The sequence below is a fragment of the Sphingobium sp. TKS genome, from assembly GCF_001563265.1.
Lineage (GTDB): Bacteria > Pseudomonadota > Alphaproteobacteria > Sphingomonadales > Sphingomonadaceae > Sphingobium.
This window is the reverse complement of record NZ_CP005083.1, coordinates 1,571,894-1,587,089: the sequence shown is the minus strand read 5'-3', so window position 1 is coordinate 1,587,089 and position 15,196 is coordinate 1,571,894. Positions and strand designations below refer to the sequence as shown.

General features: G+C 63.3%; 16 protein-coding genes. 6 read left to right on the top strand and 10 right to left on the bottom strand.

Annotated elements, in window-relative coordinates; genetic code table 11:
• Window positions 1-12 precede the first annotated feature (12 nt).
• Together K426_RS08020 and K426_RS08015 are read left to right on the top strand one after the other, a co-directional pair.
• A complete protein-coding gene (locus K426_RS08020; protein ID WP_066561519.1) occupies window positions 13-591 on the top strand; it encodes a nitroreductase family protein in 579 nt (192 codons plus the stop codon).
• 72 nt (window positions 592-663) lie between these two features.
• On the top strand, window positions 664-1,008 hold the full coding sequence (locus K426_RS08015; RefSeq protein ID WP_066555782.1) for a GntR family transcriptional regulator: 345 nt from the start codon (window positions 664-666) through the stop codon (window positions 1,006-1,008).
• A 127-nt stretch (window positions 1,009-1,135) separates the two neighbouring features.
• On the opposite strand, the gene prsR is transcribed toward K426_RS08015, so the two are convergent.
• The 7 genes from prsR to K426_RS07985 all read right to left on the bottom strand — a co-directional run bounded on the left by prsR (window position 1,136) and on the right by K426_RS07985 (window position 8,234).
• Window positions 1,136-2,500: a PEP-CTERM-box response regulator transcription factor gene (gene prsR, locus K426_RS08010; protein WP_066555781.1), complete on the bottom strand. Its 1,365-nt coding sequence runs from the start codon at window positions 2,498-2,500 to the stop codon at window positions 1,136-1,138.
• Complete coding sequence (prsK, locus tag K426_RS08005) at window positions 2,500-4,572, bottom strand: XrtA/PEP-CTERM system histidine kinase PrsK (protein WP_066555780.1); 2,073 nt, start codon at window positions 4,570-4,572, stop codon at window positions 2,500-2,502. Before prsK ends, prsR begins: the two co-directional genes overlap by 1 nt.
• Complete coding sequence (locus K426_RS08000; protein WP_066555779.1) at window positions 4,569-5,957, bottom strand: TIGR03013 family XrtA/PEP-CTERM system glycosyltransferase; 1,389 nt, start codon at window positions 5,955-5,957, stop codon at window positions 4,569-4,571. Before K426_RS08000 ends, prsK begins: the two co-directional genes overlap by 4 nt.
• Window positions 5,958-6,140: 183 nt before the next feature.
• A complete protein-coding gene (locus tag K426_RS07995; RefSeq protein WP_066555778.1) occupies window positions 6,141-6,392 on the bottom strand; it encodes a hypothetical protein in 252 nt (83 codons plus the stop codon).
• Window positions 6,393-6,440: 48 nt separating this feature from the next.
• Window positions 6,441-7,097, bottom strand: coding sequence for a sigma-70 family RNA polymerase sigma factor (locus K426_RS07990; RefSeq protein ID WP_066555776.1), 657 nt, complete (start codon window positions 7,095-7,097; stop codon window positions 6,441-6,443).
• A gap of 113 nt (window positions 7,098-7,210) precedes the next feature.
• Complete coding sequence (locus tag K426_RS32835) at window positions 7,211-7,345, bottom strand: hypothetical protein (protein ID WP_254911450.1); 135 nt, start codon at window positions 7,343-7,345, stop codon at window positions 7,211-7,213.
• Window positions 7,346-7,439: 94 nt separating this feature from the next.
• The gene (locus K426_RS07985) at window positions 7,440-8,234 is read right to left on the bottom strand and encodes a response regulator (RefSeq protein WP_066561517.1); all 795 of its coding nucleotides are present in this window, start codon (window positions 8,232-8,234) and stop codon (window positions 7,440-7,442) included.
• Window positions 8,235-8,316: 82 nt separating this feature from the next.
• Between K426_RS07985 and K426_RS31215 the strand changes: the two genes are divergently transcribed.
• The 3 genes from K426_RS31215 to K426_RS07975 all read left to right on the top strand — a co-directional run bounded on the left by K426_RS31215 (window position 8,317) and on the right by K426_RS07975 (window position 10,557).
• Window positions 8,317-8,511 (top strand): hypothetical protein, encoded by a 195-nt coding sequence (locus K426_RS31215; protein ID WP_140404534.1) that lies wholly within the window; start codon window positions 8,317-8,319, stop codon window positions 8,509-8,511.
• Window positions 8,512-8,581: 70 nt separating this feature from the next.
• Window positions 8,582-8,827 carry a NepR family anti-sigma factor gene (locus K426_RS32485; RefSeq protein ID WP_237230042.1) on the top strand — a complete coding sequence of 82 codons (246 nt, stop codon included), beginning with the start codon at window positions 8,582-8,584 and terminating at the stop codon, window positions 8,825-8,827.
• A 221-nt stretch (window positions 8,828-9,048) separates the two neighbouring features.
• The gene (locus K426_RS07975; RefSeq protein ID WP_066561513.1) at window positions 9,049-10,557 is read left to right on the top strand and encodes a sensor histidine kinase; all 1,509 of its coding nucleotides are present in this window, start codon (window positions 9,049-9,051) and stop codon (window positions 10,555-10,557) included.
• Between the two features lie 52 nt (window positions 10,558-10,609).
• Here K426_RS07975 and tgt read toward each other — a convergent pair whose 3' ends face one another.
• Both tgt and K426_RS07965 read right to left on the bottom strand, forming a co-directional pair.
• The gene (tgt, locus tag K426_RS07970) at window positions 10,610-11,755 is read right to left on the bottom strand and encodes a tRNA guanosine(34) transglycosylase Tgt (RefSeq protein ID WP_066561511.1); all 1,146 of its coding nucleotides are present in this window, start codon (window positions 11,753-11,755) and stop codon (window positions 10,610-10,612) included.
• A gap of 53 nt (window positions 11,756-11,808) precedes the next feature.
• Entirely contained in the window at window positions 11,809-11,988 is a 180-nt protein-coding gene (locus K426_RS07965; RefSeq protein ID WP_066555771.1) for a hypothetical protein, read from the bottom strand.
• A gap of 238 nt (window positions 11,989-12,226) precedes the next feature.
• Between K426_RS07965 and K426_RS07960 the strand changes: the two genes are divergently transcribed.
• Window positions 12,227-13,186, top strand: a complete 960-nt coding sequence (locus K426_RS07960) for a crotonase/enoyl-CoA hydratase family protein (RefSeq protein ID WP_066555770.1) — start codon at window positions 12,227-12,229, stop codon at window positions 13,184-13,186.
• A 2-nt stretch (window positions 13,187-13,188) separates the two neighbouring features.
• Here K426_RS07960 and K426_RS07955 read toward each other — a convergent pair whose 3' ends face one another.
• Window positions 13,189-15,156, bottom strand: coding sequence for a putative bifunctional diguanylate cyclase/phosphodiesterase (locus K426_RS07955; RefSeq protein WP_206377456.1), 1,968 nt, complete (start codon window positions 15,154-15,156; stop codon window positions 13,189-13,191).
• Window positions 15,157-15,196 lie beyond the last annotated feature (40 nt).

Sequence of the window (15,196 nt, the reverse complement as noted above, 5' to 3'; positions counted from 1 at the left end):
ATCTGGAGCGCCATGTTCAATGACCTCAGCTCTCCGCTCTCGCTTCTCCAGACCCGCAGATCCGGCAAGCCCCGCGACCTGATCGCGCCGGGACCGGATGCCGACCAGCTCCGCACGATATTGGAGGTGGCGCAGCGCACGCCCGATCATGGCAAGCTGACGCCCTGGCGCTTCGTGATCGTGCCGCTGGAAAAGCGCGAGGCTCTCGCCGCGCTGCTGGAGACCGCCTATCGTGCCGAAAAGCCGGATGCGGGCCGGCTGGAAATAGAGGCGATGCACCAGTTCGCGCATCAGGCTCCGACGCTGGTCGTCGCGCTTTCCGCGCCGGTGGAGGGCAGCAAGATTCCGCTCTGGGAACAGGAATTGTCGGCAGGGGCGGCGATCATGAACCTGCTCCACGCGACCCATGCCCTGGGCTTTGCTGGCGGTTGGCTGACCGGCTGGGCCTGCTATAATGAGGATGTGCGGGCAGCCTTCGCAAAGGGCAAGGAACGGATCGCGGGCTTCGTCTTCATCGGTACGCCGGGAAGAGAACAGGAAGAACGGCCCCGGCCAGAATATGACAATATAGTTTCCGTTTGGGATAGATAGTTACGTATCCAGCCTGACATGGCGCAAGAGCGTGGCTTGACCCGCACGGCTGTATTATGGCACTGATGCACCATGGCCGACGACTCCAAACCCGTCTATCTCCGCCTGCGGGAGATCATCGCCGCCTCGATTCTGGACGGGGAATTTCGAGACGGCGACATGCTGCCTTCAGTGCGCGCCCTGGCCGCGCAACAGGGCGCCAATCCGCTGACGGTGGCCAAGGCCTATCAATGTTTCCAGGATGACGAACTGGTCGTGGTGAAGCGCGGCGTCGGCATGTTCGTCGCGGACGGCGCCACGCGGCGGCTGCGGGATATGGAACGGGCGCGATTCCTGGATGCCGTGTGGCCTCCGGTGGCGGAGCAGATCAGGCGGCTGGGGATCAGCGCGGCGGATCTGGGAGTTGAGAGGGTTTAGGACCAGCACGCCGTGCTCCTGCGAAGGCAGGAGCCTAGTTCAAACGGCGCGATAATCCCCAAAGGACGGGACTGGACTCCTGCCTGCGCAGGAGCACGTTGCATTTTTGGGCCAATCGGAAGAACCCTCAATTCTGCATCCGATATTGCTTCAACAAATCATAGAGCGTCGGCCGGCTGATCCCCAGCACCTTCGCCGCGCCTGAAATATTCCCATCCGTTCGCGCAATCGCCCGGCGGATCGCGCGGCGGTCGGCCATTTCCCGTACCGCCTTGAGGTTCACCGCATCACCCCCTTCGGCCCGATCCCCGTCCAGATCGAGATCGGCGGCGGTGACATGCTTGCCATCCGCCATGATGACAGCGCGCTTCATCCGGTTCTCCAGCTCACGCACATTGCCGGGCCAGCCCCAGCCATCGAGCGCCGCCAGCGCATCGGGCGCGAGACCCTTGACCTGCGGATTCATATCCTTGGCGAAGCGGTTGAGGAAATGCCGCGCCAGCAGCGCCGGATCGCCCGGCCGCTCCCGAAGCGCGGGAATGCGCACCACGATCTCGGCCAGCCGGTAGTAAAGATCCTCGCGGAAGCTGCCCGCCGCGATCATTTCCTCTAAATTTTGGTGCGTGGCGCACACGATCCGCGTGTCAACCGATATGGGCTGGCGCCCGCCGATCCGCTCGATCACCCGCTCCTGCAGGAAACGCAGCAGCTTGACCTGCAAAGCCAGCGGTATGTCGCCCACTTCATCAAGGAACAGCGTCCCGCCCTGCGCCAGTTCGATCTTGCCCGGCGTGGTCTTGATCGCGCCGGTGAAGGCGCCCTTCTCATGCCCGAACAGTTCCGCTTCCAGCAGCGTCTCCGGGATCGCCGCGCAGTTGATCGCGACAAAGGCACCCTCGCGGCGCGGGCTGGCATCGTGCAGCCCCTGCGCCAGCAATTCCTTGCCGGTGCCGCTCGCCCCCAGCAGCAGGACGGAGACGTCCGCCCCCGCGACCCGCTCGATGGTGCGGGCGACCTTCATCATTTCCGGCGCGGCGGTGATCAGGCGGCCCAGCACGCGCCCGCCCTCCGGCGCGGTTTCGGCCAGCCGCGCATTTTCCTTTTCCAGTGCATGGACGTGGAAGGCGCGGCGGACGATCAGGCCCAGCTCATCGATGTCGACCGGCTTCTGATAGAAATCATAAGCGCCGCCCGAAATGGCATGGAGCGCGCTTTCCCTTGCGCCATGGCCGGATGCCACGATGACCTTCGTATCAGGCTTGATCCGCAGGATTTCCGCCAGCGTGGCGAAACCCTCGCTGGTGCCGTCGGGATCGGGCGGCAGACCCAGGTCCAGCGTCACCACATCGGGCGCCTGCTCGCGCAGCATTTCGATCGCTTCCTCGCGGTCGCCCGCGATGAAAAGCTGATATTCCTCATAGGCCCAGCGCAACTGCCGCTGAAGCCCCGGATCATCCTCGACGATCAGCAATTTCGGTCGCATGTCGCTCATCAGGCGGCCTTCCCCCTAAATTCTTCCCCCGAGGCCAGCGGCAGGCGCAGCGTGAAACGGCTCCCCACCCCCGGCTTGCTTTCCACGTCGATCCGGCCACCCATGGCCTGGGCCAGCGCCCGCGCCTCGAACGCGCCGATACCGAAACCACCCGTCTTGCTGGACGAAAAGGGCTTGAACAGCTCGCGGCGGATGAATTCCGCAGTCATGCCCCGGCCCTGGTCCACGACGTCTAACGCTGCATTTTCGGCCTCAACCGACAGACGCAATTCCACAGGACTATCGGGCCTGCTGGCGTCGATTGCGTTCTGGAGCAGATGAATCACGATCTGCTCGACCCGCGCCGGATCGGCCAGCACCTGCGGCGCATCGCCCGTGACGCGTATCTCATGCTGGCGCGAACGGGTGCGCGCCACCTGCTGCGCCACCTCGAGCAGCGCCATGGGACGCGGTTCTTCCGCCCGGCCCTTGTTATGTTGCGACAGGCGGGCAAGCATGTCGTTCATCTTGCCCACCGACTCTTGCAGCGTCAGCACCATGTCAGCGCGGAAGTCCGGATTGTCGGCATGCCGCTCCGCATTGCGGGCGAGCAGCGAAAGCTGGCTCACCAGATTTTTCACGTCATGGATGATGAAGGCGAAGCGGCGGTTGAACTCCTCGAAACGCTGGGCATCGTCCAGCGCCTGCTGCCCCTGCGCCTCGCTCAGATAGCTGGCGGCCTGCCGTCCGGCGGCGCGCAGCATGTCGAAATCCTCCCAGTCGAGCCGCCGGTCGATCGGCGGCCGGGCGAGCAGGATGGCACCGATCAGCCGACCGAAATGAATGAGCGGCACCAGCGCCCAGGCGCGGCGATCGAGGCTCATCCAGCCGGGCGCGCTGATTTCTCCCGCGCCGCTTGGCGGGCGATCGATGTCGATGATCCAGCCGCTCTGTTCGATCAGTGCGGCGAGCGGTGCGGGCACCACTGCCCCATCGGGCATCTCGCCGGGCCAATTCCACTGCGTCTCGAACGCCAGCGCGCCATCCTCCGCCCGCAGCATCAGCACGGCGGCGGGGGAATCGGTGATGTCGGCCACCGCCTTCGCCACCCGCTCTCCCAAAGGCAGGGCATTGTCGCCCGGACGCCCTATCGTGTCACCGAAGCGCATCCATTCAGTGCGATAATCATAGCGGTGCTGGAAGAAATGCTTGGCCACCTGCACCTTCCAGAAGGCGCGTATCCGGCGGGAGGGGAGCAGCACCAAGGCGCTGACCGCCATGAAGAAGACGCAGCCGATTTCGACGACCCGCGCATAGGGGCCGGCGACCAGTTCCACCAGCACCGCCGCTGCCGCCAGCACCACGACATACAGCGCGATCGCCGCCAGCGAGAGCGACTGCAAGGTCAGCGCGCGCGACAATTGCAGCCGCCCCGCCATGTCGTTGCGCATCCCCGCCGCGATTACTGGCGCGAGCAGCGCCATCATCGGCCCGCGCAGCGCGTAAAGCTCGTTGGCGCGGTGCATGGCGAAGGTGGCGATGGCATAGAGGTTGAGATCATAGGTCCACATCGCCGCCAACGCGCCCAGCAGCAGCGCCACCCGCCCCCGTTCCCGCGTCGGCCAACTGATGTAGAGATGATGGACCAGCATCAGGCTGCCGATCGCGGTCATCATGTGCAGCACCAGCGAAACATGGGTGAGTGCGCGATGCAGGTCGCTGGACGAAGGCAATTGCCGCCAGATGAGGTCGGTGAAGGTCTGGAGCAGGATGATTCCCGCCACGGCGGCGTAAACCGATCCGATCGCCACCAGCGATCCTCCGCGGGTTGCCCCATTCCGCCGCAGCATGGCGAACAGCAACAGCAGCCAGGCGGCGTTGCGGATGTTCTCGCCAATGCCGGTCAGCGGCTTTTCCACCCCGCCGAAGGAGACGTAGAGCGACCAGCAGGAAGTGAGCAGCAGCGCGGCGGCCAGCAGCCGCTGTTCGGCCGCCTCTTCCCGGCGGCGCAGGATGAAGATGCCCAGCGCCGCGAACAGCACGGCGGCCAGGGCATGGCCCCAATCCCCGACGAATTGCAGCAGCATGCTCATCGCGCGCCCTCTGGCCAGAGGATGACGCGCAGGGTCTGGATCAGGATCAGCAGGTCCAGGAAGGGCGTGTAATTCTTGGCGTAATAAAGGTCATATTCCAGCTTGTGCCGGGCATCCTCTATCGACGCGCCATAGGGATAGTTGATCTGCGCCCAGCCGGTGATGCCGGGCTTCACCATATGCCGCTCGGCATAATAGCGCAGATGCTGTTCCAGATCCTCGACGAACTGGCGGCGTTCGGGACGCGGGCCGACAAAGCTCATCTCGCCCTTCAGCACCGTCCAGGTCTGGGGCAGTTCGTCGATGCGCAGCTTGCGCAGCCAGTAGCCGAGGCGCGTGATGCGCGGATCGTCCTTTTCCGCCCATACCGCCTGGCCGGACGATTCCGCATCCTGCCGCATGGTACGCAGCTTCACGATCCAGAATTCCTCGCCGAACAGGCCGACGCGCTGCTGGCGGTAGAAAGCGGAGCCTTTGCTGTCGAGCTTCACCAGGATCGCCGCCAGCAGGATGATGGGGCCGGTCAGCAGCAGCAGGATGGAACTGGCGATGATGTCGAACAGCCGCTTGGCGATGCTGGAAATCCGGCGGCCGGCGGAAAAGCCGTCGGAGAAGATCAGCCAGCTCGGATTCACGCTATCCAGGTCGACGCGGCCGGTTTCGCGTTCCAGAAAGGTCGATATCTCGTTCACATGGACGCCGGTGGTCTTGATGCGCAACAGGTCGCCCAGCGGCAGCGCGTTGCGCCGCTCCTCCAGCGCCAGCACGACCTCGCTCGCGGCCAGGCGGACCACGAAATCAGCGAGATTGTAAATGGCGCCGCGGTTGATCGCTTCGGGGATGACCTGCGAGCCGTCGTTCATCGCGATATAGCCGACGATGAGAAAGCCCGAGCCCTTGCGCTGTTCAATCTCCCTGATGCGGGCGGCACGATTGCCCGCGCCCAGCACGACCAGCCGCCGCTTGAACGCCTCGCCGCCCAGCATCGACCCCAGAAGGATGCGGATCGCCAGCAGCATAGCGATGGCCAGCCCCATGGCGTAGAGCGAATTGGATCGCCAGAGCGTGATGTCCGGAAGCAGGAAATGCATGACCGACAGGAACAGCACGCCCAGCGAAATCGCGACCAGCAACCGCGCCAGTGCATAACGGATCGATTGCAGCGCCTCCGGGCCATAGACGCCGACGGCGATCATCGCCGTCTGGATCGCGATGCCGAAGCTGACGAGCGGCCCGATGCGCGTGGTTACATGATCGACATTCATGCCGATCTGATGCGCGCGCAAAATCCAGCCGCCTTCCGCCGCGCCGATCAGCAGCAGGAAGTCCAGCAGACCGAGCAGCAACACCGCATGCGGCACATAATGTTTGAACAATCTTATCATTCGTCGCGCGTTTCCCGCTGCGCCCGGCGGGCAGGCCATCGCCGGATCGCCTTACAGGTGCTGTAAGGCGATCCGACACCGCCGGGGACAATGCACGACAATCACAAAGATTTTCTGAACGGGAGCCTATGTCTTATCAATGCCGCAAAATGGTGTCGGCGGGCATGGGCATGCAAGGACGCTTCAATCATGATTTCGAAGCGTATCCGCCGCATTCTTCGCCGCATCGCCCACCACATGGGCCGCGCTGTCGACAGACCCGGCCGCTTCCGTCAGAGTATCGGCCCGGCGATCATCCCGTTCCTTGGTCATGTAGAAAAAGCCGATCGCCAGGATCAGGGCGATGGCCACCAAAAGGAAGATGATCAAGCTGCCGCGCGACCGGCCCGGTACGGAAGCCGGTTCGTAGGATTCATCCTTACGCCCCTCGTCCATTCTCCTTCTCCCGATCCTCACATCCAGAGGTGGAGAGTGTAACACAGATCATTCCAGGTCGGAGTCGGTATCTTCGCTCACTTCCCTGGCTTCGCGGCCACGGCTCAACCGGTCGACATCGTCCATGATCTCGTCCAGCACCGACGTGTCGCTGGTTTCATGGCTGCGGCGCGAAGGCAGTTCGCCATTTTCCAATATCTGTTCCAGCGCAGCGCGGCCGCGCGCGACCCGGCTCTTGATGGTGCCGACGGCGACGCCGCAAATCTCGGCCGCCTCCTCATAGGCAAAGCCGCCCGCGCCGACCAGGATCAGCGCCTCGCGCTGCGGCTGCGGCAATTGCAGCAAAGCGCGCTGCATGTCCGACAATTCGACATGCTTGTCCTGCCCGGCAGGCGCGGCAAGCAGGCGGTCGGCGGCCAGATCGTCCCAGTCGCCCCGGAAACGGGAGCGGCGCATCTGGGAAAGATAGTGATTGCGCAGGATGATGAAGGTCCAGGCGCGCATGTTGGTGCCCGCCTGGAAGCGGCTGCGCGCGGCCCAGGCCTTCAGCAGCGTTTCCTGCACCAGATCGTCCGCCACATCGCGATTGCCCGACAGCGACCGGCCAAAAGCGCGCAAATGCGGGATCACGGCTGCCAGCTCGCGCTTGAAATCCGCGTCCGACAGGGTTTCGCGCTCCACATCCTGGCTTATGCCCTCGCTCATGGAAACAACCCCCTCACCGGCCGTCGCCCTCGCTGCATGAACGGAAGTCGTCAAAGCCATATGTGCGTCCGCATCCCAATTTTTTTCTTCTCAAGGACCAATTGCCGCAGCATTCAATAGCCCCATAATATCACAATCATCACGATGATCGCGAGTGTCAGCGAAATGCCCAGGACGTAACGCACATTATGCCGCGTAGAGCCCGCTCTGGCATCTTCGGTCGCAATGTGCTGTTCCTGTTCAGCCATCAAGCTTCTCCCGATCGTTACGCATCAATAACGCGAGTCGCGGATCGGGGTTCCCGCTTTTTCCGGCCTAATTTTAGAAAGCTGACAGCAACGATCAGGCCGGAGCCGTGGCTTCGTCGAAGAACAGCGCCTGGGAAATCGCCGCCTTGACGGTGGACCGCTGGAAAGGCTTGGTGATGAGGAAGGTCGGCTCCGGACGCTCGCCTGTCAGCAAACGCTCCGGGAATGCGGTGATGAAGATCACCGGCACGGAAAATTCGGCAAGGATATCCTTCACCGCGTCGATCCCGCTCGAATCGTCGGCAAGCTGAATGTCCGCCAGCACGAGGCCCGGCCGTTCCGCCAAGGCTTCGCGCACCGCATCTTCGCGGGTGACGGCGATCGCGGTCACTTCATGGCCCAGGTCGCGGACGATGGTTTCAATGTCCATCGCGATGATCGGCTCATCCTCGATAATCAGCACCTTGGCGAGGGTCTGAGACTCGATCTCGCTCAGCGCTTCCTTGACCAGCGCCTCGACGTCATCGCTCTCCAGACCGATGAGATAGCCGACATCGTCGACGGTGAACCCTTCCAGCGCCGTGAGGAGCAGAGCCTGGCGCGGCAGCGGCGTCAGGCGGGCCAGCCGCGCCTGCGCGATCGCTTCCTGCCCGTCGACGCCGGTCAGCACCGGCCCGTCTTCCAGATGGGAGGAAGACCAGATCGCATGGAAGGTTTTATAGAGGCCAAGGCGCGGGTCGACATTTGCGGGAAATTCGTCCGGCGCCGCCACAATGGCTTCGAGCGTGGCACGGACATAGGCATCGCCATGCGCCTGACTGCCCGTCAGCGCGCGCGCATAACGACGCAGGAAAGGAAGGTGGGGGTGGAGTTGCTGACCAAGCGACATCTGTAAAAAATCTCCCAGCCCATCGGGCGCCTTGTCATGGCTTAACATATGCGTCGAAACATTCGCCGGATCGGAAGGATGGATGGACGATGCCGATGTGGCAAGCCCCCCTTCCCCCTTTCAGAACGGAAAGGCTTTCGGCAGGCTTGCCGAAATCGCTCCCCCATTCCTGCACCGGCCTGCCCAGCGGGCAAAAAATGCTTCGCCAAGGGAACCAACAACCGGGGGATTTGTTTCACTGCCGTTCGGTTTTTTCGAAATCTTTGGAATTTTGTGATTTGATTTCCCAGACGTTGAATTGACGTCATAGGGGAAAGCCGCAAGAAGAGCAGGCTGGCATGATATTGATGGCTGCAGAGGGGCGTGTTTTGGTTGCTTCAACGACGGAACGGGATGTGACGGGAGGGGACAAGAAAGATGTCGGCACCAGCACTCCGGGTTCTGGCGTGAAGGGCGGCGTCGCCCGCAAGAAACGCGCATCCGCGGCGAAAGATGACGGCCAGGTCGCCAACGCCCTGCGTTCCGTTTACCAGCGGGCGGTGGATGAGGATATTCCCGCCGAAATGCTCGACCTTCTCAGCAAGCTGGACTGACTCTCCCTGATCAGCCGGACCAGAACAACCGGAGGGGATATGGCGCTTCTGGAAAAATCCGGCGGGCGGATGTTGCCTTCCTGGGAAAACCGGCGTTTGATGTTCAGCGTCAGATAATGGACACAAGCCCCGCACCGCCGCCCATCGAAGCCACGCCTCCTCCGGCCCTTCTCTCCTTCGTGCAAAGATTGAACAACATTTCCCATTCGACCGGCGTCAAGATGTTCCTCATCCTGACGCTGGCGCTGCTGCCGCTTGGGCTCATCGCGCTGGTGGCGTCGCTCCAGGCGATCCGCACGACCGATCTGGAAAAGGAAGCCCTGCTGCGCGTCGCCGTCACCCAGAGCGCGCGTAAATTATCGGCGGATCTGGCCTCGGATCGTACGGCGCTGATGCTGACGGCCAACAGTTTCGCCACGTCCGGGCCGGATCGGGGCATGTGTGCGCGCCTTTCGGTGTTCCTGAACTCCCACGATCGCGGCGGGGGGCGCTATTATATTTACGACCGCGCAGGCCGGCGGCTATGCGGCTCCTCCTTGCCGGAGCCCACCGGCCTGCCGCCCTCGCTGCGCTTCAGCAGCGCCCCCGCCCAGTTGCTTCCCAATGCGCCCTATCTCGTCAGCCGCGCACAAAGCAGCAACGGCGCGGTCGTGGCGATCGCATATTATTCGCGCGCCTATCTGGAGGCGATGACCAACCCGGCAGGCACGTTGCAGAACCGGCAGATCACCCTGCACGATAGCCGCCACAGCCTGCTCATCACGCGCCCCGCCAGCTTGCCGAGCGGCCATAGCACGACGCTTTCGGCCCGGCTCGATTCGCCGGGCATCATCCTCACCATGACGCTGCGCGATCCCCCGGTCACGGTTGCGCGCATGCTCTCGCTGTTCCTGCCGCTGGTCATGTGGTTCGCGGCGGCGGCGATAGGCTGGTTCGTGGTCAACCGCCTGCTGATCCGGCCGCTGGTGCTGCTGCGCCGATCGGTGGCGGCCTATCAGCCCGGCGAGGTGCTGGAACCGATGCGCCGCATCCGCACCCCCGCGCAGGAGATCGTGGCGCTGGGCGACACCTTCCGCGAAATCAGCGAGGATGTCGCGACCCATGAGGCGGAAATGGCGGAGGGTCTGGAAACCCAGCGCAAGTTGACCCGCGAGGTCCATCACCGGGTCAAGAACAACCTTCAGATCATCGCCAGCCTGATCAATCTCCACGCGCGATCTGCCCATGATACGGAAGCGATCGAGGCCTATGCGACGATCCAGCGCCGGGTCGATGCGCTGTCCGTCGTCCACCGCAACCATTATGCGGAGCTGGAGGAGCATCGCGGCGTCGGCGTGCGCTCGCTCATCAGCGAATTGTCGGCCAGTCTGCGCAGCACCGCCCCCGCCGAAGCGCGCCGCTTCGGCATTCAGATCGACAGCGACAATCTGCATATCAGCCAGGACGTCGCCGTGCCGATCGCCTTCCTGCTGACCGAACTGGTCGAACTCGCCATGCTGTCCAACCCGCGCACCGCGATGCGGATATCGGTGCAACTGGAACCGGGCAGCACCGGCCGGGCGGTGCTCCACATTCTCTCGCCCGCCCTGCGCGGATCGCCGGACATGACCGCCCGGCTGGAGGAACGCTATGGACGGGTTCTCACCGGCCTGTCCCGCCAGTTGCGCGCGCCGCTGGAGCATGATCCGGAAACGGGGGATTATGCGATAGCGATTACGGTGCTGGATTAGGCCTGGAGCGAGGGACGATCCGCACGCCCCGCCCCAACGCCGTCTTCGCCCCTCAAGCCCGCCGATAATCCCGCCGGAAATCCGCCGCGAAACCCGCAAACCGCCCCTCGGCTATGCTTTGCCTGATCCCCTGCATCAGCGCCTGGTAGAAATGGATGTTGTGCTGCGTCATCAGCATCGCGCCCAGCATCTCGCCCGCCTTCACCAGATGATGCAGATAGGCGCGGCTCCAGGTCGCGCAGACCGGGCAGTCGCAGCGTGGATCAAGCGGACCCATATCCTCGGCAAAGCGCGCATTGCGGATGTTGAGCGGCCCGGCCCAGGTAAAGGCCTGCCCGTTGCGCCCGCTGCGCGTCGGCAGCACGCAATCGAACATGTCGATGCCGCGCTCCACCGCGCCGACGATGTCGTCGGGCTTGCCCACGCCCATCAGATAGCGCGGCTTGTCCACCGGCAGCATGTCCGGCGCGAAATCAAGCGTGGCGAACATCGCCTCCTGCCCCTCGCCCACGGCCAGCCCGCCAACGGCATAGCCGTCGAAGCCGATCTCGATCAGCTTTTCCGCCGAAATCCGCCGCAACCCTTCGTCAAGCGATCCCTGCTGGATGCCGAACAAAGCCGCTCGTTCGGGGTGGTCTTTGGCGGCATGCTGCCCGCCCGCATCGAAGCCGTCGCGCGAACGCTTCGCCCAGCGCATGGAGCGCTCCATGGACTTGGCTGCCTCGTCATGGGTGCAGCCGTTTTTCGTGCACTCGTCGAACGCCATGACGATGTCGCTGTCCAGCAGCCGCTGGATTTCCATCGACCGTTCCGGGGTCAGCATATGCTTCGACCCGTCGATATGGCTTGAAAAGGCGACGCCCTCCTCGCTCATCTTGGTCAGCGCGCTGAGGCTCATTACCTGATAGCCGCCGCTGTCGGTCAGGATCGGCCGGTCCCAGCCCATGAAGCCGTGCAGCCCGCCCAGCCGCGCCATGCGTTCCGCGCCGGGACGCAGCATCAGATGATAGGTGTTGCCCAGGATGATGTCGGCGCCTGTCGCGCGCACTTCGGCAGGGCGCATCGCCTTGACCGTGGCAGCCGTGCCCACCGGCATAAAGGCAGGCGTGCGGATGTCGCCGCGCCGCATCTTTATGGTGCCGGTGCGGGCCTTGCCGTCGGTCGCGGCGATCGAAAAGGAGAAACGGGGATTGGTCACGCTGCGCGCTGTAAGGTTGAAAGACGCGCCATACAAGGTCGCAAAGGCGCGGTTCAGCCCTTCTTGCGCAACCCGTCCAATGCCACGATCGCGTCGACGTTGAAGCCCTCCACCCGGCGATAATTGCCGATGAAGCAAAGGCAATCCGCAGACAGGCTGAGCCGCCATGACTCACCTTGCAGATCGTGCAGCAGCAGGGTCACAAGCTGCGTATCGGTTCGGGGCGTATTCATGCCGCCCGTCCTAATTAATAAAGGTTAACAAAGGCCTGCGCCGAATTTGCGACCGGCAGTCAAAACAGCGATTTGTTGCATTAGTGCAACATTTACCCTTCGATAACCCTCTTTTGGGCGACATGTACGCAACAGTAGCTAATAAAAATGGTTAATTCCGGAGCGACCTCGACCGCGGCGGTTGCATAAGTGCCGCAACACTGTTCTGCTCATTATCTGTCGCAGTTTGGGGGCTCAGATGGTTGATTCCGGGCGATTTAATTCCGCGCGTGAACATATGGACGAGCTGACTCCCGCCCATCTCCCGGCGGAGGAGGACGCTGCCCTCATTGCCGTTACGGAAAGCGTGACTTCCGCGCCGGACATCGGCACGTCGACGATGTTCGACCTGGGCCAGATCGACGTGAGCTGGGACGCGGCGGCGGCCACTTTGTGGGCATTCATGACACCCGCGAATCGGCCCAACTTCAGTCCGGCGATGCTGCGCGACGTCCGTTACTGGTATGTGGAGACGAAGCGGCTGTTCGACGCCGGCAAGCTGCCGGTCAAATATATGGTGGCGGGATCGCGCTTTCCCGGCGTCTTCAACCTGGGAGGCGATCTGGAACTGTTCGCCGGCTGCATCGAGCGGGGCGACCTGCCGGGACTGGTCGATTATGGCCACGCCTGCATCGACGTGGTGCACCGCACCTGGCGCAATGGCGACCTGCCGGTGATCTCGATCGCGCTGGCGCAGGGCGATGCGCTGGGCGGCGGGTTCGAAGCCTTGCTCTGCTTCGACGTGGTGATCGCTGAACGCAGCGCCCGTTTCGGCCTGCCCGAAATGCTCTTCGGTCTGTTCCCCGGCATGGGTGCCTATTCCATCCTGGCGCGCAAGCTGGGCCGGCTGATGGCCGAGCGGATGATCCTGTCCGGGAAGGTCTATAGCGCGCAGGAAATGTACGACATGGGCGTCGTCCATACGCTGGTGGAGGATGGCGAAGGCGAACAGGCGGTGCGCGACTATATAGCGGGCAGCCTGTCCCGTCATGCGGGCCATGTCGGCGTTTTCCAGGCGGGCCGACGTGTCGATCCGCTGGAATATGAGGAACTCAAGGACATCGTCGAAAATTGGGCGGCCACCGCGCTCAAGCTCGATCCGAAGAGCGTGCGGATGATGCGCCGCCTGGCTTCGGCCCAAACCCGCCTGCAGAAATAGGATCAGGCGCGCCGCCGGTCCTGCAACATCGCCACGGTGCCGCTGTCGTCGTTCATGCGCCGCATCATCTCCAACACCTGGGCCGCAGGCACCGGCCGGCTCAGCACGAAGCCCTGGACATTGGTGAAGCCCATCTCATGGGCGCACCGCAGTTGATCCTCCGTCTCTATGCCTTCGGCCACCGTCTCCACGTCCAGCGCATGGGCCAGATAAGCGACCGACTGGGCGATCGCCCGGTGGCGTGAATTGCCATCCACCCCGCGCATGAAGCTCTGGTCGACCTTGATCGTGTCGAAGGCATAGTCGCGCAGATAGCCGAGCGAGGAATAGCCCGTGCCGAAATCGTCCAGCGCCAGCCGCAGGCCGATGCGCCGCAGGTCGGACAGGATCAGGTTGGTCCGCCCGCTATCCTCCAGGAAGATCGATTCCGTCACCTCCAGCTCCAGCCGGCGCGCCTTCAGCCCCGACTGCATCAACGCCGATATCACCGCGCGAGGCAGACCGTCGCTCTTGATCAGTACGGGCGAGATATTGACGGCGACGCGGACATTCTCATCCCATTCCATCGCATCCTCGCAGGCCCGCTCCAGCGCCCAGGCGGTGATCGGCTCGATCATCGAACTGCTTTCCGCGATCGGGATGAACTCCGCCGGAGAAATGCGGCCAAGCGTCGGATGATCCCAGCGCATCAGCGCTTCGCAGATCGCGATCTTCCCCGTCTCCGTATCGAAGATCGGTTGATAGTGCAGCATCAGCTCATCATTGGCCATGGCGCTGCGCAGGCCCATTTCCAGCTCGTAGGTGCGGTTCTGCCGCTCCTTCATCGACCAGGTGAACTGCGCATGGCGGTTCCGCCCGGCATGTTTCGCCTGATAGAGCGCCATATCCGCATGCTGGAGCAGTTCCTCGCTGTCCTGCCCATCCTCCGGCGCGACGGCGATGCCCATGGAGGCGGTCACGCCCAGACGATAGCCGCCGACATCGAAGTCATGCGCGAATTCCGCCATCACATCGGCGGCGATATGCTCCGCCGCACGCCGGTCGGCGCCCGGACAGATCAGGACGAACTCGTCCCCGCCGAAGCGCGCGACATGGCCCCGGCCGTCCAGCGCATGGGAAAGCCTTTCAGCGACCCCGCACAATAGCTGGTCGCCAATCATATGCCCCAGGGAATCGTTGATTTCCTTGAACCGGTCCAGATCCATCCAGAACACGGCCATCGGATCCTGATCGGATCGTCGCCCGTCGAACAGTTCGCGCAGCCGCATCTGCATCGCCATGCGGTTTTCGACGCCGGTCAGGCTGTCGAACCGGGCCAGACGCTCGAACTTGGTGGCGAGCTGGGACTTTTCATATTTGCCCTGCAACGCCTCCAGAACGATGCGGTGCGTCGTCTTGGTGATGTCCGCCATGGCGAAGATCATCAGGAAGCAGAGGATGCCGAGCACCGTATAGCCCAGCCCACCCGAAAGGATGAGGCCCAGCGAAGTCGGTAGCAGCGAGAGGCAGGTCTGGCCGACCGCGACCTGGATGCGCCCCGCATTGCGGCCGGAAATGCCACCTGAATAGGACGCCACCAGACAGACGGCCAGGACGTGCAGCTTCGCGTCGTTGGACAATAGCAGTGTCGCGAACGACAAAATTCCCAGCAGCGCCGCATAGCACCAGGCGCCCAGCTCATAAGCCAGCCCCCAGATCGGCTGGGTCACGCCATGCTGATGGGCAAGCTGCCGCTGAAAATAGACGGCGGAGATCGATCGGCTGAGCCCTACCAAACAGATCAATCCGCAAATGACGGTAATGGCGGTAATCTGCGCATGCCACGCGACCACCAGACTCAGCGCCCCGCCCGCCACCGCGCCGATCATCAGCGATGCCGGGGAAGCATAGAGGGATTTGACGAGATTCGCCTGCACTTCAGCGCTTTGCTGAGTGTCCGGGGCAAGGCGCCCGCGCAAGGTTGCGATCAAGTTTCGTTCATGGCGTGGCACGTCATCGCCACCTTTGCCG